General features: G+C 46.6%; 24 protein-coding genes and 1 riboswitch. Of the genes, 22 read left to right on the plus strand and 2 right to left on the minus strand.

Going from position 1 to position 24633, the window contains the following annotated elements:
- Window positions 1-238: 238 nt before the first annotated feature.
- On the minus strand, window positions 239-898 hold the full coding sequence (locus tag AB3489_RS03165) for a redox-sensing transcriptional repressor Rex (protein ID WP_025206057.1): 660 nt from the start codon (window positions 896-898) through the stop codon (window positions 239-241).
- Between the two features lie 491 nt (window positions 899-1389).
- A riboswitch (molybdenum cofactor riboswitch) is annotated at window positions 1390-1524 on the plus strand.
- A gap of 73 nt (window positions 1525-1597) precedes the next feature.
- On the opposite strand from AB3489_RS03165, the gene glp reads away from it, so the two are divergent.
- The 8 genes from glp to AB3489_RS03205 all read left to right on the plus strand — a co-directional run bounded on the left by glp (window position 1598) and on the right by AB3489_RS03205 (window position 7555).
- A complete protein-coding gene (glp, locus tag AB3489_RS03170; protein ID WP_025206056.1) occupies window positions 1598-2815 on the plus strand; it encodes a gephyrin-like molybdotransferase Glp in 1218 nt (405 codons plus the stop codon).
- 89 nt (window positions 2816-2904) lie between these two features.
- Window positions 2905-3924, plus strand: a complete 1020-nt coding sequence (locus AB3489_RS03175) for a molybdopterin-binding protein (RefSeq protein WP_368293917.1) — start codon at window positions 2905-2907, stop codon at window positions 3922-3924.
- Window positions 3925-3975: 51 nt separating this feature from the next.
- The gene (gene moaA / locus AB3489_RS03180) at window positions 3976-4938 is read left to right on the plus strand and encodes a GTP 3',8-cyclase MoaA (protein ID WP_287895916.1); all 963 of its coding nucleotides are present in this window, start codon (window positions 3976-3978) and stop codon (window positions 4936-4938) included.
- An 8-nt stretch (window positions 4939-4946) separates the two neighbouring features.
- Window positions 4947-5435: a cyclic pyranopterin monophosphate synthase MoaC gene (gene moaC, locus AB3489_RS03185; RefSeq protein ID WP_287895914.1), complete on the plus strand. Its 489-nt coding sequence runs from the start codon at window positions 4947-4949 to the stop codon at window positions 5433-5435.
- A 111-nt stretch (window positions 5436-5546) separates the two neighbouring features.
- Window positions 5547-6044, plus strand: coding sequence for a molybdenum cofactor biosynthesis protein B (locus AB3489_RS03190; RefSeq protein ID WP_019225272.1), 498 nt, complete (start codon window positions 5547-5549; stop codon window positions 6042-6044).
- A gap of 28 nt (window positions 6045-6072) precedes the next feature.
- Window positions 6073-6489 (plus strand): MOSC domain-containing protein, encoded by a 417-nt coding sequence (locus AB3489_RS03195; protein WP_368293918.1) that lies wholly within the window; start codon window positions 6073-6075, stop codon window positions 6487-6489.
- Between the two features lie 74 nt (window positions 6490-6563).
- Window positions 6564-7073 (plus strand): molybdopterin-guanine dinucleotide biosynthesis protein B, encoded by a 510-nt coding sequence (gene mobB / locus AB3489_RS03200; RefSeq protein WP_019225274.1) that lies wholly within the window; start codon window positions 6564-6566, stop codon window positions 7071-7073.
- Window positions 7074-7114: 41 nt separating this feature from the next.
- Window positions 7115-7555: an MOSC domain-containing protein gene (locus AB3489_RS03205; RefSeq protein WP_287895910.1), complete on the plus strand. Its 441-nt coding sequence runs from the start codon at window positions 7115-7117 to the stop codon at window positions 7553-7555.
- Window positions 7556-7621: 66 nt separating this feature from the next.
- Here AB3489_RS03205 and AB3489_RS03210 read toward each other — a convergent pair whose 3' ends face one another.
- On the minus strand, window positions 7622-8170 hold the full coding sequence (locus tag AB3489_RS03210) for a gamma carbonic anhydrase family protein (RefSeq protein WP_019225276.1): 549 nt from the start codon (window positions 8168-8170) through the stop codon (window positions 7622-7624).
- 244 nt (window positions 8171-8414) lie between these two features.
- Between AB3489_RS03210 and AB3489_RS03215 the strand changes: the two genes are divergently transcribed.
- The 14 genes from AB3489_RS03215 (at window position 8415) to fdhF (ending at window position 24390) form a co-directional block, all read left to right on the plus strand.
- Window positions 8415-9842 (plus strand): MurT ligase domain-containing protein, encoded by a 1428-nt coding sequence (locus tag AB3489_RS03215; RefSeq protein WP_368293919.1) that lies wholly within the window; start codon window positions 8415-8417, stop codon window positions 9840-9842.
- A complete protein-coding gene (locus tag AB3489_RS03220; protein WP_368293920.1) occupies window positions 9839-10639 on the plus strand; it encodes a type 1 glutamine amidotransferase in 801 nt (266 codons plus the stop codon). The genes AB3489_RS03215 and AB3489_RS03220 overlap by 4 nt, the downstream gene beginning before the upstream one ends.
- A 159-nt stretch (window positions 10640-10798) precedes the next feature.
- The gene (locus AB3489_RS03225) at window positions 10799-11086 is read left to right on the plus strand and encodes a CopG family ribbon-helix-helix protein (protein ID WP_019225279.1); all 288 of its coding nucleotides are present in this window, start codon (window positions 10799-10801) and stop codon (window positions 11084-11086) included.
- On the plus strand, window positions 11076-11426 hold the full coding sequence (locus AB3489_RS03230; protein WP_015043684.1) for a type II toxin-antitoxin system PemK/MazF family toxin: 351 nt from the start codon (window positions 11076-11078) through the stop codon (window positions 11424-11426). Before AB3489_RS03225 ends, AB3489_RS03230 begins: the two co-directional genes overlap by 11 nt.
- Before the next feature lie 173 nt (window positions 11427-11599).
- Window positions 11600-13738, plus strand: coding sequence for a Tex family protein (locus AB3489_RS03235; RefSeq protein WP_368293921.1), 2139 nt, complete (start codon window positions 11600-11602; stop codon window positions 13736-13738).
- A gap of 200 nt (window positions 13739-13938) precedes the next feature.
- A complete protein-coding gene (locus AB3489_RS03240; protein ID WP_368293922.1) occupies window positions 13939-15162 on the plus strand; it encodes an amidohydrolase family protein in 1224 nt (407 codons plus the stop codon).
- A gap of 17 nt (window positions 15163-15179) precedes the next feature.
- Complete coding sequence (tsaE, locus tag AB3489_RS03245) at window positions 15180-15605, plus strand: tRNA (adenosine(37)-N6)-threonylcarbamoyltransferase complex ATPase subunit type 1 TsaE (protein ID WP_368293923.1); 426 nt, start codon at window positions 15180-15182, stop codon at window positions 15603-15605.
- 72 nt (window positions 15606-15677) lie between these two features.
- Complete coding sequence (tsaB, locus tag AB3489_RS03250) at window positions 15678-16388, plus strand: tRNA (adenosine(37)-N6)-threonylcarbamoyltransferase complex dimerization subunit type 1 TsaB (protein WP_368293924.1); 711 nt, start codon at window positions 15678-15680, stop codon at window positions 16386-16388.
- 73 nt (window positions 16389-16461) lie between these two features.
- The gene (gene rimI / locus AB3489_RS03255; protein WP_368293925.1) at window positions 16462-16950 is read left to right on the plus strand and encodes a ribosomal protein S18-alanine N-acetyltransferase; all 489 of its coding nucleotides are present in this window, start codon (window positions 16462-16464) and stop codon (window positions 16948-16950) included.
- A gap of 210 nt (window positions 16951-17160) precedes the next feature.
- On the plus strand, window positions 17161-18180 hold the full coding sequence (tsaD, locus tag AB3489_RS03260) for a tRNA (adenosine(37)-N6)-threonylcarbamoyltransferase complex transferase subunit TsaD (RefSeq protein WP_368293926.1): 1020 nt from the start codon (window positions 17161-17163) through the stop codon (window positions 18178-18180).
- Window positions 18181-18525: 345 nt separating this feature from the next.
- Window positions 18526-19101 carry a 5-formyltetrahydrofolate cyclo-ligase gene (locus tag AB3489_RS03265; RefSeq protein WP_368293927.1) on the plus strand — a complete coding sequence of 192 codons (576 nt, stop codon included), beginning with the start codon at window positions 18526-18528 and terminating at the stop codon, window positions 19099-19101.
- A gap of 40 nt (window positions 19102-19141) precedes the next feature.
- Complete coding sequence (gene nuoE / locus AB3489_RS03270; protein WP_019225287.1) at window positions 19142-19639, plus strand: NADH-quinone oxidoreductase subunit NuoE; 498 nt, start codon at window positions 19142-19144, stop codon at window positions 19637-19639.
- Between the two features lie 13 nt (window positions 19640-19652).
- Window positions 19653-21599, plus strand: coding sequence for an NADH-quinone oxidoreductase subunit NuoF (nuoF, locus tag AB3489_RS03275; RefSeq protein ID WP_368293928.1), 1947 nt, complete (start codon window positions 19653-19655; stop codon window positions 21597-21599).
- A gap of 115 nt (window positions 21600-21714) precedes the next feature.
- Window positions 21715-24390, plus strand: coding sequence for a formate dehydrogenase subunit alpha (fdhF, locus tag AB3489_RS03280; RefSeq protein WP_368293929.1), 2676 nt, complete (start codon window positions 21715-21717; stop codon window positions 24388-24390).
- The last annotated feature ends 243 nt before the right edge of the window (window positions 24391-24633 follow it).

Consider the following 24633-nt stretch of genomic DNA (forward strand, 5'->3'; position numbering starts at 1 on the left):
TTTGACAAAATAACAGAATAACAATGCAAAATAATAGACATTGCTAGCAAAGTTATAAATATATTTAACAATGCTGTTAATTATTTAACAATAAATAAGAAATCTCCCGGTTCAGTTTTAACAGGGAGATTATCAGGGCTATTTGTTATTTTTCTTGAATTGATTATTCTATTTTTATATGCCTATTTGTTTGCCTAATTGTTGATTGCTTTATGATCTATTCAACAATAATTGCTGTTTATGGTTTTTCTTTCAGAGACTCTTCCCTCAGCGACTTTTCCTGAAGGTTGTATCCGAGCACCATCAGACAGTCAATCATATGGGTATTTTCCACAATGATATCTTCCGGCATCATCAGTTCGACCGGAGAGAAATTCCATAAAGCTTTAACGCCTAAATCAGCAACCAACCTGGCGACCTCACCGGCGCAATTTTCCGGCACGGTCAAAACCGCAATATCCACAGGGTTTTTGCTCAGAAAATCTGGCAGGTCATCCACGGGCTGGACCTCAACGTTTCGAATTTTTTCGCCGATCAGTTCAGGCTTGACATCAAAGATCCCGGCAAGTTTAAACCCGCTTTTTTCAAAATTCGCGTGTTTGGCCAAAGCATGGCCCAAACTTCCGGCCCCTATAATGATCATGGTATGAGAATGCTGCAGTCCAAGCAGTTTGTGTATTTCCTGATGCAGAAAACCGACATCATAACCATATCCCTGTAAGCCGTTGCCGCCAAAACAGAAAAAGTCCTGTCTTACCTGAGAAGAGGTCAGACCCATTCGGTTGCCCAAATCTTTAGAGGAAATCCTGCTGATTCCCAATTGCAGCAGTGTTGAAAGATACCGGTAATATCTGGGCAAACGTTTTACAACCTGACTGGATAGTTTCTTTTCGTCCATCGACAGTTTCACCTCAAAATTGAATAATACGCAGTATAGTATATCATAATTTCGAAGTCTCGGGATGGGAACTGATAATTTTTTAGTCTGAGAATTGCTGGATAATCTGTCTATTCCAGCTAATTTCTAAATCTGGAGGCAATAGATGAACAACAAATGCCTGTTTTGAAAATTTTTATGACTCATTTTTTAACAAATGATATCATTGCTTAACGAAACAAAAAATGCTTTGGTGATAACATGATGGGCATTTCTCAAGGCTTGCAGGGTTATTAACGCTGTTAAACGAAGTAAATTTGAAACTGGCACATATTTTGGATTGATTATTGAATAAGGAACGAGTAAGATAAGTATAATCTTATCTTACCATGCCATTACCCTTGGGTGTGTTCCTTCCCTTTATATAACCCTACTAGGAGTGTTCACCTAGTAGGGTACCCCCTTCAATTGCTGAAGCGAATATAAGCAAAGGAGTCGGCGGATCACAACATTAGAATATTTTTCTCCGAGCCTTGGATCCTAAAGTTGCAATGCGGCTATGGATGCAAGGTCTGGACAAAGTCCACGGAGTAGTAGAAGAAATTCTGTTACTTGCTGTATTGCGAAGGAGATGTGAAAAGAATTGGTTTGTTTGCCGAGCCAAAAATCTTTATCCTGCATGTCCGTGCAGGATTTTTGTGATTAATAAGGAGGATATGCATGCAAAAAAATATTTCGTTGGAAGAAGCCCAAAGTTTGATATTTGATTATTGTCCTTTGACCGAAAAGGAGAATAATCATTTAGCGGATACCCTCGACAGGATACTGGCAGAGGATATTGTTGCCAGGGAAAACATTCCGCCGTTTTCGCGTTCACCTTATGACGGTTTTGTTTTCAGGGCCGAAGATACTGCGGGAGCCAGCGAAGCTAATCCGGTCACCTTTGAGGTGATTGAAGAAGTGCCGGCAGGTTATACGGCCCAAAACGCTGTCAGCAAGGGTCAGGCAATTAAAATTTTGACAGGAGCTCCGATCCCTGAAGGCGCGGATGCAGTTGTCAAATTTGAAGAGGTAGAAGTTCAGGGTAGCAAGATATCTGTTTCAAAGGCCTTCATGCACGGTGAAGATATCGTGCCTGCGGGTGAAGATATTGCCGTAGGTGATCTGATAGCGGCTGAGGGAACCGTTGTTACGGCACCGCTGATGGGGCTGATGGCCTCCCTCGGTATTGCGGAAGTACTGGTTTATAAACGTCCAAAAATTGCGATTATCTCTACCGGAGACGAACTGCGTGATGTAACGGAGCCTCTAGCTCCTGGTAAAATCCGAAACAGCAACAGCTATACACTCCAAGGCTATCTCCGTTCACTTGGTGTAGAGCCTGTCGTGATGGGGATATGCAAAGACAAGAAAGAAGATGTTGCGGTCCTGGTCGAAGAGGCTTGGAAGCAGGCCGACTTGGTACTGACGACCGGAGGCGTATCGGTGGGAGACTATGACGTGATCCGGCATGCAGCCGATTATCTTGGTGCCGAAACACTTTTCTGGAAAATTGAGATTAAACCGGGCTCACCGTGTCTGGCCGCAGTGAAGGACGGGAAGATGCTGATCGGCCTGTCAGGCAATCCGGCCGCAGCAATGGTAACTTTTCAGCTGATGACTGTCCCCTACATTAAAAAAATGACCGGCAGAAAGGATTATTGTTATCGAAAGATCGAAGTGACCCTGAAGAAAGATTTCCGAAAACCAAGTCCTCGCCGAAGATTTTTACGCGGCAGAATGCTTTACGAGAATAGCATGGTCATCATGGAATCGACCGGAGAACAAGGCAATGGTGTACTGCGCTCCATGCTCGGCTGTGATATCCTGGCGGAAATTCCGGAAAAGAGCGGACCAGTCAAAGCCGGTGAAAAATTAACCGCTTATATCATTGAATAGAAGCAAAATGAAAAAGTTGGAATTTAATAAGAATGGGAATCAAATAAGAAGCTGTTATACGATTTTATGGCCTAAGGAGATGAATAAAAGTGAAAAAAATAGCAGTCCAGGATGCAGTCGGCATGACCATTTGCCACGATATAACGAAAGTGATTCCTGGGGAATTTAAAGGCCCCGCTTTTAAAAGAAATTATGTGATCAAGCAGGAAGATATCGAGGAACTGTTGAGTCTTGGTAAAGAGCACATCTACGTCTGGGAAGAAAATGCCGATGAAATCCATGAAGACGATGCGGCGATCAGAATGGCACAAGCTGTCATGGGTCAGAACATCAGTTTTTCGGAACCTCAGGAAGGTAAAACTACGTTGATTTCGACTCAAAAAGGTTTGCTGAGGATCAAAAGCTCATTGCTGCACGAAATCAATTCGATCGAACATGTTACGATACCGTCCTTACCGAATAATTTCAAGGTTGAAGTTAATCAGAAAGTTGCAGCAACCAGGATTATACCGCTTGTTACCAAAGAAGAAAATATTCGCAAAGTAGAAGAATTATGCACCCTTTATGGTCCGGTATTTCATGTTGAGCCGTATATAAAGCTCAGGGTTGGGATTGTAATTACCGGAAGTGAAGTGTATAAGGGAAGGATCAAAGATAAATTTGGGCCTGTGATCAGGAAGAAACTTGAGTATTTTGGCGCGGAAATCATCGGTCTGGAATATTGCCCTGATGAATTGGAATTGATTCAAGCGAAGATCACAGGTTATATGGAGCAAAAAGCCGACATGATTATTATGACCGGGGGGATGTCCGTAGATCCCGATGATCTTACTCCTGGGGCGATCAGGAGTACCGGTGCAGATGTTGTAACATATGGTGTTCCTGTTCAGCCCGGCAATATGTTTATGCTGGCTTATTTGAATGGGATACCTATCTTAGGCGTACCTGGAGCGGCCGCCTATTACAAGACCACTGTCCTGGATGCGGTACTCCCGAAGATCTTTGCTGGAGAGACACTGAACAAAAATGATTTTATCCGCATGGGGGAAGGCGGTTTATGTTTAAACTGCCAGATGTGTCAATATCCAAACTGCTATTTCTGCAGATAAGAATTTTCATTCAGTTTACGGGTATACGAGTGTAAGTGGGGAGTTGGGATAATGATCGATGCATATGGCAGGGATATCAATTATTTAAGAATATCTGTAACGGATTTATGCAATTTAAAATGTACGTACTGTATGCCGGAAAAAGGTATTGAGAAAAAAGAACGCTGCGATATCTTAAGCCTGGAAACTATGGAAAAAATCGCCGAGACAGCCGTTAAACTCGGGATCACCAAGATCAGGCTCACTGGCGGAGAGCCATTGGTAAGGAGAGGGATCCTGGATCTGGTCCAAAATATTGCCTTGCTGAAAAACAAAGGACTCAAGGAACTGGGACTCACGACCAACGGGCTGCTTCTGAAAAAATATGCGGATGACCTGAAAAAAGCTGGGCTGACGCGGGTAAATATTAGTATTGACAGCATGGATCCGGCCAAATATAAGGAAATTACCCGCTGCGGTAATGTTCAGGATGTTCTGGAAGGGGTCAGGGCGGCAAAAGAAGCAAAACTATTTCCATTAAAGATCAATGTCGTTCTTATTGGCGGATTCAACGACAATGAAATCGAAGATTTTGTCGCGATGACGATGGATGATGATATCGAAGTTCGTTTTATTGAGCTTATGCCGATTGGGGAAGCTGGAGCATGGGGCCGGGAGCATTTCTTGTCCAACGAAGAAATACTAAAAAGAGTACCGACGTTGATCCCGATGCCATTTAAAGGACATGGCAGCGTAGCACGTCTCTACAAACTTCCGAATAGCAAAGGTAAGGTTGGTCTGATCAGCTCGTTAAGCAGTCATTTCTGTAATTACTGTAACCGGATCAGGATTACGCCCGACGGCAAACTGAAACCATGCCTTCATTCCAATATCGAGATCGATATCCGGAATTACGGTGAAAACGGACTTGAGAAGTTTCTGATGGATGGAATCATGGCAAAACCCACCCGGCATTGTATCCAGAGCAGTGACTTTGAGCCGGTAATAAGAAATATGCACGAAATAGGCGGGTGAAAAATGACATGAGTGAACTGACACATTTCAATGAAGAGGGACGGGCCAAAATGGTTGACGTAAGCGGGAAGGCTGAAACCACTCGCGTGGCGGTAGCACGCGGCGAGATCCGGATGAAGCCTGAAACCCTGACGCTAGTCAAGGAGGGACTCATGGTTAAAGGGGATGTGCTGGCGGTGTCGCAGGTTGCAGGTATCATGGGTGCCAAAAAAACTTCTGATATTATTCCGATGTGCCACCCGCTGCTGTTGTCGGGAATAGATGTTTCTTTTAAAATCAACGACCAGGAAAGCAAGATTGAAATTCAGGTAACAGTTAATAACTCCGGCCAGACCGGCGTCGAAATGGAAGCACTTACGGGAGTTTCTGTCGCAGCGCTTACCATCTATGACATGTGCAAGGCTGCAGAAAAGGATATGGTGATCGGGGATATCTGTCTGGTCAGTAAGTCCGGCGGCAAAAGTGGCAATTATATCCGAGCGGATAAAACAAAATAAAATATCCGAGAGACTCATAAATAATAAATTACGAAAAAGAAATGAACAAGATATCCAGAACAAAAATGACGGACGTACTATTCAAAAAACTCTTCGGAGAGGTGAAGAACGATGATCACTGTAGGCGTTATCACAGCCAGCGACAAAGGGTCCAGAGGAGAACGCGAGGACTTAAGCGGACAGGTCATTAAAAATATGGTCGAAGAGATCGGCTGGGAAGTTAGAATTCTGGAAATTGTTCCGGATGAACAGAAGATCATTGAAGCCAAGTTAATTGAATATGCCGATGAACATAAAGTGGATGTGATATTCACGACCGGAGGAACCGGGTTTTCACCGAGGGATGTGACCCCGGAAGCTACGCTGGCTGTCGTCGAAAGGCTTACTCCGGGAATTCCCGAGGCGATGAGACTAGAGAGTCTGAAGGTCACGCCAAGAGCGATGCTTTCCAGAGCAGTCGCTGGAATCAGAGGCAAAACTGTGATTATCAATTTACCGGGAAGCCCGAAAGGTGTTAAAGAATGTCTGACAGTTGTTCTGCAGTCGTTGGAGCACGGCATAGAAATTTTAAAGGGGACTGCCGGAGAGTGTGCACAGCCAATGAAATAAGACTTTTTAAACGAGGAGTGGAGAAATAATGGCTGGAAAAGTATTGGCCATCAATATCAGCGATGTTCGTGGAATTGTAAAAACAAGCATACCCGAAGTCAAGGTGCTTGAAAACTGGGGACTGGAAGGAGATGCCCACGCCGGCGACTGGGACCGTCAGGTCAGTATATTTCCCGAAGAAGCTCTGGTTAAAGTTCCCGAGCATAAAAGAAAAGAAGTCATAACGGCTGGTTATACCGAGAACTTTACAATCTCCGGGATTGCACTTGACGACCTAATGGCTGGAACGACTATCAAAATCGGCGAAGCCGAAATCCATATTGTTAAGGTCGGCAAAGAACACAAGGAACATGGCCGGCCGTATATTGTCAGCAGAGAAGGCCGCTTTGGCAAAGCCGTCAAGGGTGGAAAAGTGAAAGTCGGCGATGAAGTCACCGTTATTTAGAAGGGATCTTAATAAGAGTAATTTTAACGCGGTAACCTTACGAAGTAACCTTACACAGCTAGGGGGAGATCACCGTGAATGATGTTCCAGTCATATGTTTCGTTGCTGCGAAATCAGGCACCGGCAAGACAACTTTCATAGAAAAACTAATCAGGGAAATGACGGAACGCGGTTTTAAGGTCGGCGTGATTAAGAGCGACGCCCACCGTTTCGATATTGATAAACCGGGAAAAGACAGCTGGCGGTTTACTGAGGCCGGAGCAAGATCCACGGCAATTATCGGGCCCGATCAATATGCGGTCATTCAGAAAACCGAGGCGAAGAAAGATATCGAAGATGTAATTGCAATGATTGAAGGTGTCGATATCATTCTGGTCGAAGGGTTTAAGATGTCCCAAAGACCAAGATTTGAAGTTGTAAGAAGAGAACTTGGCACCGACATTGTTTCTCCTTTGGAGAACTTACTTGGCGTCATTACGGATATCCATGATCTTGCTGTTCCGGTTCCGTTGATCGATATCAATGATTTTCAGGGTGTCGCGGATCTTATCATTGAAAAGTATCTGTTTAGCAGCATAAAATAAGAATTCAATGTTTTATATACCTAAAGGAAGGGGTATCCTATATGCCGAAAGTAATTGCTGTCAATATCAGTGAAACAAAAGGGGTTCCGAAGCAAGAAATTGAAAAAGGCTATTTTAAAGTGGATCATGGTTTAGTAGGGGATGCGCATGCTGCCAACTGGCACAGACAGGTCAGCTTGCTCGGAACTGAAAGTGTCGATAAATTAAAACAGGCCGGACTGACTGGTCTGGATAACGGCAGATTTGCGGAAAACCTCACGACCGAGGGCATTATTCTGTATGAGCTTCCCATAGGTACAAAGCTTAAAATCGGTGAGACGCTGATGGAAGTGACCCAGATCGGCAAACAATGCCATAACAGCGGATGTGCCATTAAACGGCTTGCCGGGGACTGCGTGATGCCACGTGAGGGAATTTTTACCAAAGTCCTGTCTCCGGGATGGATTAAACCGGGGGACGGCATTGAGATCGTGGAACAGTAAATCATATTTTACAAACAAACTAAATGAAAAAGATAGTTGATAAAGTATTTCAACTATCTTTTTAAATCACCAAAATTCAGAGGGAAAAGACAGTGATGATATCGGGTATCCTTGAACAAGATATTCCTGGCCTTTGGCCACGTACCTCTCTGCTATTTGGCGAATGGATATCAATTCTTCCGGCGTAATTTCTCTGATTACCCTGGCGGGAGAGCCAAGGATCAGAGAGTTTGAAGGGAATATCTTTCTATCCGGGACCAGGGAGCCAGCGCCCACAATCGAATTTTCACCAATGACAGCTTCGTTCATGATGATTGCACCCATCCCGATCAGAGAGCCTTTACGAATCGTACAACTGTGGAGGATACAACCATGGCCGACAGAAACCTCATCTTCAATAAGTGTCGGCAGATCGGTATTCACATGGATAACACTTAAGTCCTGAATGTTTGTTCTTTGACCGATGGTAATCGGGGCAATATCTCCGCGCAGAACACAATTGAACCAGATACTTGCGTGGTCTCCGATGGTTACGCTACCAATGATTTTTGCGCCGTCCGCCACATAGACGGTTTCTGCGACCGACGGCCTAACGCCCTGATAGGGAATGATCATAGGATTGCTTGCTCCCTGCTTTTTATCTTTAAAAATATTATAGATTCCAGGACAGCTTTTGTCGAGAAGGGCCTGCCGCTAAAAGCTTGGCACCAGTCAAATTTTCTTGGAAAACAAGCAAACCCTTAAGTTGCTGTTTATTTTAGGTGTAAGTTAGGTTATATTAATAGGGATGTTTAAGAATGTTTGGAAATAACAAAGAAGTATGTTGTTACAACAACTAAAAAATAAGGAGCAGCTCCTGATGAAAATCCGTTTCTACCTGGCGCTTTGGACAGGAAAAATCGTATTGATATTGATGCGGCTTTTGGGGAAGAAAGGCACAACCTTCCCTGGATTTATTGCGCTTAAGATTTGCCCCAATATTATTGGCCTCTTGGCTTCCAGTTTTCCGGAAGGCGCAGTGATTATTACGGGAACCAACGGCAAAACGACAACGAACAACCTACTCGCTTCTATCCTGAAGACAGCCGGAAAAAGGATTGCTTTTAACCGGGAAGGGGCCAATATGCTTACGGGGATTACAGGAGCATTGCTGCAGAATACTACATTTGCCGGCATGCCACAAGCTTCTGTCCTGCTGCTCGAAGTGGATGAAGCTACACTGCCGGGGCTATGCAGGCAGCTGACTCCACGGCTTGCTGTGATTACGAATTTCTTTCGGGATCAGTTGGATAGGTATGGCGAATTGGATACGACGATTAAGCTGGTAAAAGAGTCGCTGCCTGCCGCAACAGAACTGATGCTGAATGCGGATGATCCGCTAGTTGCTCAGATCGGAACCGGCCGGAAAGGTGTATTTTACTTTGGGGTAAGCACACTGCCCACAAGCTCTGCCGACAGCACGGAAACGCGGGAAGGGCGATACTGTTCGCACTGCGGTCAGGAATTGTCTTACACGCTGTTTCATTACGGTCAGTTAGGGTACTATAGGTGCCCTGGCTGCGGTTTCAGCCGGCCTGATCCTTATATTGAAGCGAAAGAAGTCAAAGTGGAAAGCAGGGAGATCTCGTTCAGGATAGATGATGACCATGACGACCGCGTCTATCAGGTACCTTTGCAAGGGTATTATAATCTGTATAACGCGCTGGCAGCTTTCTGTGCTGCGGACCGTCTGCAGATATCCAGAGAGGATATTGGTGCCGGACTGAACCGGTATGTTTCCGATGCCGGGCGAATGGAACAGTTTTCGCTTCCCGGATGTGAGGCAACGTTGACCCTGGTGAAAAATCCAACAGGTTTTAATCAGGTCATCCATACCATTGCAGAACTGCCTCGGTCTGTCCGCTTGCTGATTGTGATTAACGATCTGGCGGCCGATGGCCGGGATATATCTTGGTTATGGGATGTCGACTTTGAAATTTTGGCTTTGCGTCAGGATGACGTGAAACAAATCATATGCTCCGGTTTAAGAGCTGAGGACATGGCTTTGCGGCTGAAGTATGCCGGAATTAAGGAAGACAGGATTACAATGGAACATTCTCTGGAAAAAGCGGTGGAGATGCTGGAACAGCCAAGCGCCAACACGGTGTCAGCGGTTGAGACGGCTGCAAGCATAGCAGATGGAGAAGCCGTATTTATTTTGCCAACCTACACTGCCCTTTTCCCGATGCGGGATATTCTGGTGAGAAGAAAAACCGGAGAAAAACAGCGTAAGGTGGTAAATATATGAAGCTCACCATTTTTCATCTTTATCCGGATTTGCTTGATTTATACGGCGACAGGGGAAATGTTCTGGCGCTGGCTGCCAGATGCAGGTGGCGCGGCATTGATGTCGAGATACGCAGAATATCTTTGGGGGAAGAAATGGATTTCTCCGAGGCGGATATTCTTTTTCTGGGGGGCGGTTCAGACCGGGAGCAAAGCCTTTTGGTTCAGGATTTGAGCACCAGATCCTCAGAACTTAAAGCAGCGATCGACGATGGACTTGTCATGCTGACCATTTGCGGCGGTTACCAGCTTTTGGGGCTGTATTATCAGACCGGAGACGGAAAAAAAATTCCGGGCCTGGGTATCCTGGACTTCTATACCATTGCCGGAAACAAACGACTGATTGGCAATGTCATTGTTGAAATGGCACCTGAACTTCTGAGTTCCGTGTCGGGAAACATTCTCCGGCAGACCGATGGCGTTGAGGTGTTCAATACCATGGTCGGATTTGAGAACCATTCTGGGAAGACCTATCTTGGATCAGAGCTGAATTCCTTGGGAAGAGCGCTGAGGGGTTATGGCAATAACGGAGAGGATTTACAGGAGGGTGTATGGTATAAAAATGTTTTCGGGACTTATCTCCATGGACCGTTGCTGCCGAAAAATCCCCATATTACCGACCTGTTGCTGGGACTGGCGACAAAAAGAAAGAATCCGGCTTATCAGCTGGAAGTCCTGGGAGATTCTCTGGAAAAAGCAGCGCATCATGCGGTTATTGAGCGTTTTCTTACAGCAGGATTCAGGGCAGGACCCAAATAGGATCAGAACAGGAAAAAATTACATGATTAAAACCAGGAAGAATTATTGAATATTACTTGTACCCGGCCGTGTCTTCGTTGACACTTTAGAGGGTGAGTCGCTATAATAAAATAGGATTGCTTAATGGGGCCTTCCGTGGCCATGAAGGGGGTGCCTTGCTTGGCAGAGACTAGGCGTATTGTTGTATGTTTGCCGGAAAGCATTATTGAGGAAGTAGACGAAATCGTATCGTCAGAGAAGTTAAACCGGAGTGATTTTATCAAAGAAGCTGTTTACAGTGTATTGATTGAACGGCGAAAAGCAGGAATACGAGAGCAGATGCGGCAGGGATATGTTGAAATGGCTCAAATCAACCTGTCGATGGCAGTAGATTTATGCCAGGCTGAAGAAGAGGCAACCATGCGTTATGAAGGGAAACTAGCTTGGAGTGTCGGGTATGAGTATTAAACGCGGGGAGATTTTTTATGCGGAACTAAACCCCGTTGTAGGTTCTGAACAAGGCGGCACCAGGCCGGTCTTGGTTATTCAGAATGATATTGGAAACCAGTATAGCCCGACAACAATTATCGCAGCAATTACATCCCAGATTTCAAAAGCCAAACTGCCGACCCATGTGGAAGTCAAAGCTAAACGAAGCGGTTTGGAAAGAGATTCTGTTATTTTGACTGAACAAATCAGAACGATCGATAAGAGCCGGTTGAAGGAAAAAGTCGCAGTGCTCGACGAGGAAGTAATGCTCAGGGTTGATGAAGCTATTGAAATAAGCCTTGGGCTGACGGAGATATGAAGGATTTCAATGGATGAGGCCAAATTACATAGTACGGAATAACGCAGCGTACAGGCTTCTAACACCTGACGCTGTTTTTTATACGGAGGGGAGACATGGGGACGTTTCTTTTATCCCCTCGAGGGGGCAAAAGAAACGTCCCCATGTTCCCATGATTGGAGGAAAAAAAAATAATGGACTTTATTAGCGTCATTTCGAGGGAGTTAGGATTGAAAACCTGGCAGGTCGGGGAAACGGTAAAGCTCCTGGACCAGGGGAATACCATTCCGTTTATTGCACGCTACCGCAAAGAAGCAACCGGAGAATTGGATGAAACTGTACTCAGAACCATGGCAGATCGGCTGGAATATATCCGGAACCTGGAGCTCAGAAAAGAGGAAGTCATCCGCTTGATTAACGAACAGGGCAAGCTAGATGACGGTTTAAGATCCAAAATAGAAGCTGCCGCCAAACTGCAGGAAGTCGAAGACTTGTACCGGCCGTACAAGCAGAAAAAAAGAACCAGAGCCTCGATAGCCAGAGAAAAGGGCCTGGAGCCTCTGGCGGATTGGTTATTTAACCAGCCTGTCAAAGGAAGCCTGCAGGAAGAGGCCGCTAAGTATCTTAATCCCGATTTGAATGTCCATGATGCTGCTGAGGCCTTGAGCGGAGCCCGGGACATAATTGCCGAGAACGTTTCCGATGATGCGGAAACAAGAAAACTAGTTCGGGCCAGGATCTATGAATGGGCAGAAATTACAGCCAAAGCGAAAAAAGAAGAGTGTTCGCCTTATGAGATGTACTATGAATATAAGGAACCTGTCCGTAAAATTCCGCCGCACCGGGTTCTGGCTTTGAACAGAGGAGAAAAGGAAGAATTCCTTTCCGTAGGGCTTGAGATTGAAGCGGATAAGATTCTGCAATTACTGGAAAAGAAATACCTGCAGGGAGGCCCCTGCCAGGAGTTGATGAAAGAGGCCTTGCAGGATAGCTATAAGCGGCTGATCTACCCATCGATTGAAAGGGAGATCCGGGCCGAGATTACCAGCAGGGCAGGAGAACAAGCTGTCAAGGTGTTTTCCGCCAACTTGCGGCAGCTTCTGCTGCAGCCGCCGGTAAGAGATAAAGTGATCATGGGGCTCGATCCCGGTTACAGGACAGGCTGCAAGTGGGCGCTGATCGATGATACAGGAAAACTTGGAGAGGTAGGGGTGATCTATCCAAACCCTCCACACAATAAAAAGCAAGAAGCCAAACAGCTCATTGCCAAAGTGGTGGAGCAGTATGGCGTCCAGATTATTGCAATTGGCAATGGAACAGCTTCCCGCGAAACGGAGGAGCTCGTCACCGAATTCATCCGGGAAAGCGGACGTCCGTTGGAATATATTATTGTCAGCGAGGCAGGGGCTTCGGTTTATTCGGCTTCGCCACTGGCCAAAGAGGAATTCCCGGATTTTGATCTTTCGCTGAGAAGCGCGGTATCCATCGCCCGCAGACTGCAGGATCCTTTGGCTGAGCTTGTCAAGATTGAACCGAAAGCAATCGGTGTTGGTCAGTACCAGCACGATATCCAGCCTAGGGTTTTGGAAAGCTCGCTGGGTGGTGTCGTCGAATCCTGCGTCAATACAGTCGGAGTCAACTTAAATACGGCTTCTCCGTCTATTCTGAAATTTGTCTCCGGATTGAATTATACAGTCGCCAAAAATATTGTTTCCTACAGGGAGAAGAACGGCAAATTTCGTTGCAGGGAAGAACTGAAGAAGGTATCCCGGCTCGGGGAGCAGACCTATATTCAATGTGCCGGTTTTATCCGACTGCCGGATGGGAATAATTGTCTGGAGAACACACCGGTTCATCCAGAGTCTTATGATGTCGCCTCGGCAATCCTGAAGAAAGCCAATTTGACAGCGATGGACCTCAAAACGAATCCGGAGCGGGTGCGAGCTGCGCTGGGAGGTTTCAGTGCTGAGGGGTTGGCTGCGGAACTTCAGGCAGGCGTACCGACCGTTAAAGATATTCTTGAGGCTTTGCTGAGACCCGGGAGGGATCCGCGTGAGGACCTGCCGCGTCCACTGCTGCGTCGGGATATCACCAAATTGGAGGACCTGCAGGTAGGAATAAGTCTGGAAGGGACGGTCAGGAACATTGTTGACTTTGGCGCATTCGTCGATATTGGCGTCAAGAATGACGGATTGGTTCATATCTCGGAACTCAGCAACAGTTATGTCAGACATCCGATGGAAGTTATCTCGGTCGGCGATATCGTGAAGGTCAGAGTCCTCAGTATCGATCACGCCAGAGGTCGAGTCAGCCTCTCGATGAAGGATATTTAATAAATCATTCTTGAAATAACTTGATACAAAGAGTAACATTCAGGCATGCAGATCTTCTGAAAAAAACTCTATAAATCAGTCTGGCGGCCACAGTTTCACTGTGAGCGCAGCATGGACGACGGCACAGGAAGCGTGAAGGCGTTTATAGCCATTATAAATGTATTTGTACGATAATACCTTAAAGTGAGGAAATATTTCATATGAGCAATCAACAGATCATTATTGCCGGCGGAAATATCAAGCCAATGACCGGAGAGCCTGAATTTACAGGGAGTATTTTGGTCAAAGACAGTAAAATTGCAAAAATTATGAAGCATTCGGTTGCGGAGACAGATGAAGACGAAGAAAGTGCGTTCAGAGAAATGTTCGGCCTAAGTACAGAAGAGCCGGTACATATTGTGTCTGCCAGGGGAAAATGGGTTTTGCCTGGTTTCATTGATGCGCACTGCCACGTCGGGATTGGAGAAGAAATCTATCAGCATGAAGGTGACGATCTGAATGAAATGACGGATCCCCTGACCCCGGAACTTCGCGCGATTGACGGAATCCATCCTGAAGATGAAGGCTTCAGGGATGCACGGCTCGGAGGAGTCACCGCTGCGTTTACCTGCCCCGGAAGCGCAAATGTCATTGGGGGTACAGGTGTTGTTGTCAAAACGGCGGGCCGTGTGGTCGAAGAAATGATTCTGAGAGATCCTGCAGGACTCAAGATTGCGTTCGGTGAAAACCCCAAATTTGTATACGGAGAACAGAAAAAAATGCCGATGACGCGGATGGGAACCGCAGCCTTGCTCCGGCAGGCGTTGGTAGATGCTCAAAACTATCGGGAGAAACTGGAACAAGGCCAAAAGGATTTGGACAAACTTCCTGAACGGGACCTGGGACTTGAAACCATCAATCTTGTACTGGACAAAAAAATACCGCTCAGAGCGCATGCCCACAGGACAGATGATATCATGACTGCTATCCGCATAGCCCGCGAGTTTGACGTGGACCTTGTTCTGGATCACTGTACTGAAGGACATAAAATTGCCGATATTCTTCAGCAGTATGGCTATCCAGCGGCTGTAGGTCCTTCTTTCACAAACAGGGCTAAAGTAGAGCTTAAAGATAAAACATTCAGCACACCGGGAGTATTGAACAAAGCAGGACTTAAAATAGCGATCATCACTGATCATTCCGTTACCCCTATCGAGCATCTGCCGCTGTGTGCAGCGATGGCTGTCCGCAACGGACTTGAGGAAGAAGACGCGCTGAAAGCAATCACGATCTGGCCGGCTGAAATACTCGGGGTAGCTGACAGAGTCGGATCTTTGGAAGTAGGAAAAGATGCTGATATTGTCGTATGGGAGGGCAAGCCGCTCAGTTTTGAGGCCACGCCCCATACAGTATTGATCAACGGTTTGATCGTAAAGCCCGAGTGAGACGGGAGCGTGAAAATATGGAACGGCTGATTGAATCGGGAAGTTTTGAGGAGACTTTTCTTCTCGGGAAACAGCTCGGACAAAGTATCCGGGAAGGCACGGTCATCTGTCTTTATGGAGATTTGGGCTCGGGCAAAACCGTCCTGGCCAAAGGGCTCGGTGAAGGACTCGGGGTTACAGACACCATGACAAGTCCGACATTTACCCTGATTCAGGAATATAGCACCAAAATTGATGGACTGAAACTGATTCATATGGATTTATACAGGCTCCGCTACCCGGAAGAAGCAGAAATCATTGGTGTTGCCGATTATTTCCGGGATGACTGTGTCTGTTTGCTGGAATGGCCGGAGATCATTGTGGATTTACTGCCGGAAGACAGACTCGAAATCAGAATTCAGGGAAGCGGTGACCAAACCCGTTTAATTATGCTCAATTTTTGACATCATACTTGCTAAAAAGCTTTAGAATAAATCTGTGGTCCTAAGAAAAAATAATTAAGAGCAGTGAGGCTTATGAAATATCTGACAATCGATACAACGACAAAGATGACTGCACTGGCCCTGGGTCAGGATGGCAGGCTGGTCGGAGAGGGATTTCTGAACACTGGGAAAACCCATTCTGAAAGACTGATCCCGATGCTGGATCAGCTGCTGAATGCTGCCGACTGGAAACCCGTGGATCTTGATTTTATCGGCGCAGTCCGGGGTCCGGGGTCGTTTACCGGCATCAGGATCGGAATCGCCACAGCCCAGGGACTTGCACAGGTCCTCAATATCCCTTTGGTCGGAATTACTTCACTGGATACGCTAGCCTGGGCCGGAAAGGGCAGGCCGGAAGAAACCGTTGTGATCCTTGACGCCCGTAAAAATGAATGGTATTATGCCCGCTATATTTGGCGGGAAGGCAGAGAGTGCCTGGACGGGCCGAAGGCTGTTACGCCGGAGGCGCTCACAGTGAAGTTGAAGGAACTTCAAAAACCTTGTTTTTTTGTTGGGGATGCGGTTACCGGAGCCAGACAATTCCTGGAGGAACAACTCGGCAGCCAGGCCGTTCTGCTGTCCGAATACCAGTACCTGCCCAGAGGAGCCTATGCAGCATGTGAGGTTTGGGAACAGTGGAAGGCAAGATGCTTTGACGGGAATTTTCAGGCCCTGGAACCCATTTATATTCGTCTCTCAGAAGCTGAAACCAATTATCTTAAGAAACAAGGTATAATGCAGTAGTCATATTGGTATTCTCAACATACTATAATTCTGAACCATCATTAAAAAGAATACTGATATTCAGGTGATAAAAATGTTAAAAAGAGGTCAGGCCGAACAGAATAGGGAACCTGAGGCGGAGGTTATCGTTCGTCCTATGCAGCTTGAGGATATCCCATCCATTGTGGCGATTGAGGAAGTATCATTTGCCACGCCATGGACAACGGAGTCCTTTACATCAGAACTGAAAAATAATGTTTTAGCCAATTATTTTTGCCTAGAGCTGGATCACAAGGTTATTGGCTATATAGGGCTTTGGATCGTCATGGGAGAGGGCCATATTACAAATGTTGCAATCTGGCCAGGATGCCGCGGTAAGGGCTGGGGTGAATACCTGATGAAAAACGTGATTTATCAGATGATTGCCAAAGGCGTGTTGCGGTTTACACTGGAAGTCCGGGTATCCAATCAGGCGGCGCGGAATCTGTATGAGAAATTAGGTTTTAAGGCCGCCGGAGTACGCAAAGGGTACTATTCCGACAACCAGGAGGATGCACTGATTATGTGGGCCAGTCTCAAGTAGATCGATTAGTAAATTACGTTATCCTTTACCGTCAAAAAGCTGCACTTCGTATCGTGCTCCGCTTGGCGTTGGCCATCCATTCCGGAGACCTAGCCTGCAGCTAGTGCAAGCTACTAATGTTATTTAGAAATTGCTGTACTAGACTTGTTAACCTTAGAATTAAAAATTAAGGATTTACGGGTACTTAACTGGTCTCGTTGGAGGAGTATTGTGGACAATAACAAGAATGTAATAATCTTAGGTATTGAAACGAGTTGTGATGAGACGTCGGCGGCAGTCCTAGCCAACGGCACGGATTTAAAAAGCCACATCATCTCATCTCAGATTGGTACCCATCAAAAGTATGGCGGCGTTGTCCCGGAAATAGCATCACGGGAACACTGTCTGCATATCAGCCAAGTAGTTGCAGAGGCCCTCGGACAAGCAGGTATGGGATTCAAAGGTCTTTCTGCAGTTGCAGTGACGTACGGCCCGGGCCTGGTAGGGTCTCTCCTGGTGGGAGTATCTGCTGCCAAAGCCATGGCCTATGCAGCAGACATTCCTTTAATCGGCGTCAACCATCTGGAGGGGCATGTTTATGCCAATTTCTTGGAGCATCCGGACTTACGTTTCCCGCTGCTGGCGCTTTTGGCATCCGGCGGACATACCAATCTGATTATTTTTAGGGGGCATCTAGACTATGAAGTGATCGGCAGAACCAGGGATGATGCTGCCGGGGAAGCCTTTGACAAAGTAGCCCGGGCGCTCGGATTTGGATATCCGGGCGGTCCGAATATCCAGAAAGCTGCTTTCGAAGGAAACACAGCAGCTTTTGATTTTCCCAGAGCGATGCTGGAGACCGGGAGCTTTGATTTTAGTTTCAGCGGGTTAAAGTCCTCAGTTCTTAATACCTTAAACAGTGCCCGGATGAAGGGCGAAGTTTTGAATACTGCCGACCTGGCAGCTTCTTTCCAGGCTGCCGTTGTGGAGGTGCTTGTGCAGAAAACCCTCCGGGCCTTGGAAAAATATCCGGTTAAGACCTTGGCTCTGGCCGGCGGGGTTGCAGCAAACAGCAATTTGCGGCAAGCGCTGCAGCAGGAACTGGATCACCGCGGGATCTCTTTTGTTTATCCTTCGCCGGTATACTGTACCGACAATGGTGCGATGATTGCACTGGCCGGTTATTATCGCTTTATGAATGATGATTATGCTTCATGGAAGTTAAATGCAGTTCCTGGCTTAAATCTGTAAAATTGGAGGACGCAGTTACATCAGTTTATATTCAATTATTCGTTAATAATTATCAAAATTATCAAAAACTTTATATTTTTTATTTATTATGGTAAAAAAATCGACAAAAAAGAATAGGTATTAGAAAAACATAGGATGCAATATTTATCCACAACGATTGTGGATAATGTGGATAAACCATGAAAAAACTTGTTCTTTGGCTACTGCGGATGGGGATAATTTCTTAGGAGAAAAATGCTAAACGAACATCATTGTTAGGAAATTGCAATTTTAGAAGTGATTAATGTCGAAAATTTGATTAATTTTGCTCTATAATGCAGACATATGACCAGGAGGAAGCAGAACGTGAACGAAAAAGAAAAAGATTTATTTCGAAAAAAAGTTCTTCAAATCAGGAGGGTCATGACAGCTGATGAACGTAGGCAAAAAAATGATCGGATTCAGAGGAATATAATGTCTTTGCCAGATTATCAGAACGCTGAGATAATTATGATGTACTTAAATTATTGGGATGAAGCAGAAACTACAGAGGTTGCCGAAGAAACGCTTAAAGCACGAAAAAAGCTGATCATTCCGTTATGTCAGGGGGAAACCATCATTCCGTGTGAGATCAGAAATGTTAAAAATGATGTGCAGTCAGGGAATTTTGGGATCAGAGAGCCGCGTCCCGACCGCTTGCATCCGGTATCCCCAGAAGAAATTGATCTGATTCTAGTTCCGGGTGTCGTATTCGACAGGCAAGGCGAAAGGATTGGTTTTGGCAAAGGCTTTTATGACCGTTTTCTGCCTCAATTAAGGAAAGACGTCTGCATCGTCGGTTTGGCGTACGATTGTCAGCTGGTTGAAAAAATTGCAGCAGAGGATCACGATTTTAAAATGTCTTTACTGCTTACAGAAAATGGTGTAATCTATGTTCCATAATCATATTTGCGAAGATTATGACAATTTAAGGAGAGTGAATATGTGTAAGTGTTGTGACTCCAAACAAGAGGCAGTATTTGCTGATTCCAACCAACACAGGCTGAATGAGATCCTCTCTGCTTATCAGGGTCATGATGGTGCTCTTATTCCGGTTCTCCAGGAAGCTCAGGAAGTGTATGGTTATCTTCCTGAGGCCGTCATGCGGGCCATTGCCAAAGGACTGAAGATTCCTGAGGCAAAAGTATTTGGCGTCGTTACTTTCTATGCTCAGTTCAGACTGAAACCAACAGGCCGTAATTTGATCCGGGTTTGTATGGGAACGGCCTGTCACGTCAGGGGCGCTCAGAAAGTACTTTCTGAGATTGAACGTGAACTCGCAATTGTTGCCGGAGAGACTACCGCTGATCAAAGATTCACGTTGGAAACCGTTGCTTGTATTGGAGCCTGTGGCCTGGCTCCTGTCATGACCATCAACGGTCAGGTTTTTGGGAATATGAATTCCGGCCTGGTGTCGGATATTCTGAAAAGATTTAAATAAGGGAGGGGAAACGATGAAGGTTTTAGCGAACCCGTGTTGTGAAAAATGTCATCATACAGCATCCACTCCCTGTTCCGATTATGTTCAATGCAGGACGGAAGGACCGTTGTGCCATGACTATGTTTCCTGCAAACAGCAGAGGCAGAAACTGATGTCTTTGATCCTGGAACCAGACAGAAAAAATAAGCAGGTTCTGGTCTGCAATGGAACAGGATGCTTTTCTTCGGGTTCCCAGACATTAATCGATCTACTCAGGGAAGGATTGGCTGAAAGAGGCATCCATACGGCTGACGTCCGCTCTACGGGCTGTCATGGTTTTTGCGAACAAGGGCCAACCGTGATCATTGAACCGGACAAGACTTTCTATACGAAGGTTAAAGCGGAGGACATTTCCGAAATCATCGAAAAAGATATTATACGTGATGAAAAAGTTGAAAGACTTCTTTACGAGGATCCGGTATCGGGGAAACTCGCGGCAAATTTTGAGACCGTGAATTTATTTGCCAAACAGAAACGGATCATCCTTGATAACTGCGGCAAGATCGACCCGGAGGAAATCAGCCATTATCTCGCTAAAGACGGCTACAAGGGTTTGGCCAAAGCGATTCAAACCATGAGCCCGGACGAGGTTGTGGAGGAAGTCAAAAAATCAGGATTGAGAGGCCGCGGAGGTGCAGGTTTTCCGACAGGACTTAAATGGAGTCTATGCCGCAAGTCAGAGGGCACCAAAAAATATGTGATCTGCAACGCCGATGAGGGAGACCCCGGTGCGTTCATGGACAGGGGCGTTCTTGAAGGAGACCCGCATGCGGTGATTGAAGGAATGCTGATCGGAGCTTACGCGATTGGCGCTGACGAGGGTTATATCTACTGCCGGGCCGAGTATCCGCTCGCGATCGACAGGCTTAAAACCGCGATTGCCCAGGCTGAGGAAAACGGATTACTGGGCAATAACATCCTGAATTCCGGATTTAACTTCAAACTAAAGATCAAAGCCGGTGCAGGCGCTTTTGTCTGCGGCGAGGAGACGGCCCTGATTGCTTCCATCGAAGGCAAGCGCGGGATGCCGACGGTCAGGCCTCCTTACCCTGCCGTCAAAGGTCTCTGGGGGAAACCGACCAATATCAACAACGTCGAGACTTGGGCCAATGTACCGTATATTTTACGGAATGGCACAGACTGGTATACGCAATTCGGCACTGAAAAAAGCAAAGGCACCAAGATATTTGCTCTGACCGGAAAGGTCAATAACACCGGCCTGGTGGAAGTGCCGATGGGGATCACGCTGAGGGACATCATCTTTGATATCGGTGGCGGGATCAAGGACGGGAACCAATTTAAGGCTGTTCAGATCGGGGGGCCCTCCGGAGGCTGTCTGCCCGAGGAAATGCTGGATATTGAAGTCGACTATGATAATCTGACCGCCGCAGGAGCAATGGTTGGCTCAGGCGGACTGGTTATCCTTGATAATACAACATGTATGGTCGATATTGCCCGTTTTTTCTTAAGCTTTACCCAGAAGGAATCCTGCGGCAAGTGTACACCCTGCCGGGAAGGAACGAAGCGGCTTCTGGAAATCTTGGTTCGGATCACCAAGGGTGAGGGGCAAGCTGAGGACCTGAATACGCTGGAAAATCTGGCCAAGGTTATCAAACGGACATCACTGTGTGGTCTTGGTCAGACAGCCCCGAATCCGCTGCTCGCGACACTGCGCTATTTCCGTTACGAATATGAAGCCCATATCTTTGAGAAACGGTGTCCGGCACATGCCTGTACCGCGCTGATGGAATATACGGTCGACAATGAAAAATGCAAGCGCTGCGGGCAATGTTCCAAAGTTTGTCCGGTCGGCTGCATCACCGGGGATAAAGAGACACCTTATGTGATCGATACGCAGAAATGCATTAAATGCGGGGCTTGTCTGAAAAAATGCAAATTTAATGCAATCAGCTTAGCTTAGTATTTCAAATGGTTATCCAGATAAGCCTAAGAATGGCTGATCTGGTATTCGTTTATTTGAATGTCGAGTGATTGGTATTGTTTGCTTGGATGAAAAGTGAAAAAGGAGTGAGAGTGTGGAAAAGGTTCAACTCCAAATTGACGGAAAAACTGTATTGGCCTCAGCAAAATCTACGATTTTGGAAGCTTGCCGGAAAAACGGGATTTCTGTTCCGACACTGTGCCATGCTCCCGAACTGACCAACTGGGGCGCTTGCAGGTTGTGCATGGTCGAAGTAGAAGGCATGCGAAACCTGGCTACAGCATGTACGATGGAAGTACAACAGGGGATGGTCGTAAGGACTTCAACACCGGAAATTAGGGAAGCCCGCAGAACTATCCTGGAATTGATTTTAGCGAACCATGATATTGACTGCCTAACTTGCGAAAAGATGGGCAACTGCGATCTTTCCCGTTATGCTTATGAATATCAGGTTAAAGGAAATACTTTTCAGGGAGAGAAACGCTGCTCTGACCCGGACGACAGCAATCCGTTCATTTTTCGGGATATGAATAAATGCATTTTATGCGGCAAATGCGTAAGGGCTTGTGCCGAGATTCAGGTCAATAATGTTCTAGACTATTCCAAACGCGGTTTTGAAACTCAGGTCTCACCTGCTTTTAACCTGCCGTACGGTGACTCGGATTGTGTATTCTGCGGCTCATGTCTGGCCGTTTGTCCGGTTGGCGCACTGACTGAAAAACAAATGATCGGCAAAGGACGTCCCTGGGAAATCAAAAAGGTTCGGACCACGTGTCCTTACTGCGGAACAGGTTGCAATTTTGACCTGAACGTCAAGGACGGCAAAGTGATCGGAGTAACCTCCAGTTTGGATGCACCGGTTAATGGCAGGGCATTGTGTGTGAAAGGACGGTTTGGATATGATACGATCCACAGTCCGAACCGCCTGCAAGCTCCGTTGATCAGAAAAGACGGTGAACTGGTCGAAGCGGACTGGGGCGAAGCCCTTGATCTTATCGCAGAGAAATTCACGACAATCAAGGCCGAAAATGGCCCTGATTCGCTGGGTGCTTTAAGCTCAGCACGCTGTATCAATGAAGACAATTACCTGATGCAAAAACTGATGCGCGCAGTGATCGGAACCAATAACATCGATCATTGCGCCCGGACCTGACACGCTCCCTCTGTGGCCGGTCTGGCCACTTCATTTGGCTCGGGAGCTATGACGAACTCAATTGGTGAAATACCGCATTCCAAGGTTATTTTTGTGATCGGTTCCAATACGACTGAAGCTCATCCCGTCATCGGCGGCAAGATCAAGCAGGCAGTACGCAACGGCTGCAGACTGATTGTGGCCGATCCGAGGGGAATCGAGCTGACCGGGTTCGCCGAAGTCTGGATGCGGCTGCGGCCCGGAACAGACATCACGCTGGTCAACGGGCTGATGCATATCATTCTGAATCAGGGATGGGAAGATCGTTCCTTTATTGAAAAAAGAACGGAAGGATATGAAGGACTGAAGGTGATCCTTCCCAAATATACGCCCGAGTATGTCAGCAGGGTTACCGGGGTTCAGGAGGAACTTCTTTATCAGGCTGCGGAGATCTATGCTACAGCCGAAAGTGCCCAGATCTTCTATACACTGGGCATTACCGAGCATATCACCGGTACGGACAATGTGATGTCCCTGGCCAACCTTGCCATGCTGACCGGCAATCTTGGCAAAGAAAATTCCGGCGTCAATCCGCTGCGGGGACAAAACAATGTCCAGGGAGCCTGTGATATGGGCGCGCTGCCGAACTTCTTCCCGGGATATCAGAAAGTGGAAGACGAAAAAGCAAGAGACAAATTTGAAAAGGTCTGGGGAGTACCTTTAAACCCGAACAAAGGGTACATGATCCCGGATATGTTTGAAGCCTCTCTTAAAGGGAAGCTGAAAGCAATGTATATCATGGGTGAGGACCCGGTTTCAACGGATGCGGATGCCCACCATGTACGCAAGGGACTACAGGCACTTGACTTTCTGGTTGTCCAGGATATCTTCCTTACCGAGACAGCCAAACTGGCCGATGTCGTGCTTCCCGGCGTGAGCTACGCGGAAAAAACCGGAACATTTACGAATACCGAACGCCGCGTGCAAATGGTCAACAAAGCGGTTGAGCCTGCTGAAGGCGCCAAACCGGACTGGCAGATTATCAGTGCCATTGCCAACAGAATGGGCTCTGACTTCAACTATCATTCAACGGCAGATATCATGAATGAAGTCTCTTCATTGGCGCCGCAGTACGCGGGTATTTCACACGAACGTCTCGGAACGCATGGCCTGCAGTGGCCGGTTACCTGTGAGACCCATTCGGGTACTCCAATCCTGCATATGGATGGCTGCACGCGGGGCAATGGGCTGTTTATGCCAATTGAAGCCAGAGTTTCGGATGAGCTACCGGATAAGGATTATCCTTTCCTGCTCAGTACCGGACGCAAACTGAGCCACTATAACATCTCGACGCGCTATTCAGACGTGTTAAGTGCTTATTCGGCAGAAGAATTCGCCGAGGTCAACCCTGAAGATGCCAGGAACCTAAATGTCTGTGACGGTGAGAAGGTCAGGGTCTCCTCGCGCCGGGGTGAAGTGGATACAAAGGTCAGGGTAACGGACAAAGTTCCGCCCGGAATGATCTTCATGACGTTCCACTATGAGGACTCCCCGGTCAACGTTCTGACGAACGCAGCTTGCGATAAGGTCTCGGGTACGTACGAATACAAGGTGTGTGCAGTTAGAATTTCGAAGTAAAACAATACGGGCAGTTGCTAATTATTGCATCATCAAGGTAAATTTAAAGAATATGCATGAAAGGCAAAAAATAAAAAATTTGTCACCGACTAAAAAAGTCTTCCTTCAGAGTTTAAATCTGAGGGAAGACTTTATTTTTTCTAGAAAGAAAATCATAGACTTTTGATAAACATAAGCCTGTCACTCCTTGTCCGAGGCAGACATATATTGATAGAGGAACAATGAGCAAAAGGGGTATCTTCA

The sequence above is a fragment of the Dehalobacter sp. TBBPA1 genome, assembly GCF_040931655.1.
Lineage (GTDB): Bacteria > Bacillota > Desulfitobacteriia > Desulfitobacteriales > Syntrophobotulaceae > Dehalobacter > Dehalobacter restrictus.

Excerpts from the sequence above, each read along its gene's own strand:
- AB3489_RS03190 (WP_019225272.1), top strand. The coding sequence starts at position 5,547 with ATGATCACTGTAGGCGTTATCACAGCCAGCGACAAAGGGTCCAGAGGA.
- AB3489_RS03205 (WP_287895910.1), top strand. The coding sequence starts at position 7,115 with ATGCCGAAAGTAATTGCTGTCAATATCAGTGAAACAAAAGGGGTTCCG.
- nuoF (WP_368293928.1), top strand. The coding sequence starts at position 19,653 with ATGAAGGTTTTAGCGAACCCGTGTTGTGAAAAATGTCATCATACAGCA.
- rimI (WP_368293925.1), top strand. The coding sequence starts at position 16,462 with ATGTTAAAAAGAGGTCAGGCCGAACAGAATAGGGAACCTGAGGCGGAG.
- tsaE (WP_368293923.1), top strand. The coding sequence starts at position 15,180 with ATGGAACGGCTGATTGAATCGGGAAGTTTTGAGGAGACTTTTCTTCTC.
- AB3489_RS03195 (WP_368293918.1), top strand. The coding sequence starts at position 6,073 with ATGGCTGGAAAAGTATTGGCCATCAATATCAGCGATGTTCGTGGAATT.
- moaA (WP_287895916.1), top strand. The coding sequence starts at position 3,976 with ATGATCGATGCATATGGCAGGGATATCAATTATTTAAGAATATCTGTA.
- AB3489_RS03215 (WP_368293919.1), top strand. The coding sequence starts at position 8,415 with ATGAAAATCCGTTTCTACCTGGCGCTTTGGACAGGAAAAATCGTATTG.
- AB3489_RS03230 (WP_015043684.1), top strand. The coding sequence starts at position 11,076 with ATGAGTATTAAACGCGGGGAGATTTTTTATGCGGAACTAAACCCCGTT.
- glp (WP_025206056.1), top strand. The coding sequence starts at position 1,598 with ATGCAAAAAAATATTTCGTTGGAAGAAGCCCAAAGTTTGATATTTGAT.
- AB3489_RS03235 (WP_368293921.1), top strand. The coding sequence starts at position 11,600 with ATGGACTTTATTAGCGTCATTTCGAGGGAGTTAGGATTGAAAACCTGG.
- AB3489_RS03240 (WP_368293922.1), top strand. The coding sequence starts at position 13,939 with ATGAGCAATCAACAGATCATTATTGCCGGCGGAAATATCAAGCCAATG.
- nuoE (WP_019225287.1), top strand. The coding sequence starts at position 19,142 with ATGTGTAAGTGTTGTGACTCCAAACAAGAGGCAGTATTTGCTGATTCC.
- moaC (WP_287895914.1), top strand. The coding sequence starts at position 4,947 with ATGAGTGAACTGACACATTTCAATGAAGAGGGACGGGCCAAAATGGTT.
- AB3489_RS03220 (WP_368293920.1), top strand. The coding sequence starts at position 9,839 with ATGAAGCTCACCATTTTTCATCTTTATCCGGATTTGCTTGATTTATAC.
- tsaB (WP_368293924.1), top strand. The coding sequence starts at position 15,678 with ATGAAATATCTGACAATCGATACAACGACAAAGATGACTGCACTGGCC.
- AB3489_RS03165 (WP_025206057.1), bottom strand. The coding sequence starts at position 898 with ATGGACGAAAAGAAACTATCCAGTCAGGTTGTAAAACGTTTGCCCAGA.
- AB3489_RS03210 (WP_019225276.1), bottom strand. The coding sequence starts at position 8,170 with ATGATCATTCCCTATCAGGGCGTTAGGCCGTCGGTCGCAGAAACCGTC.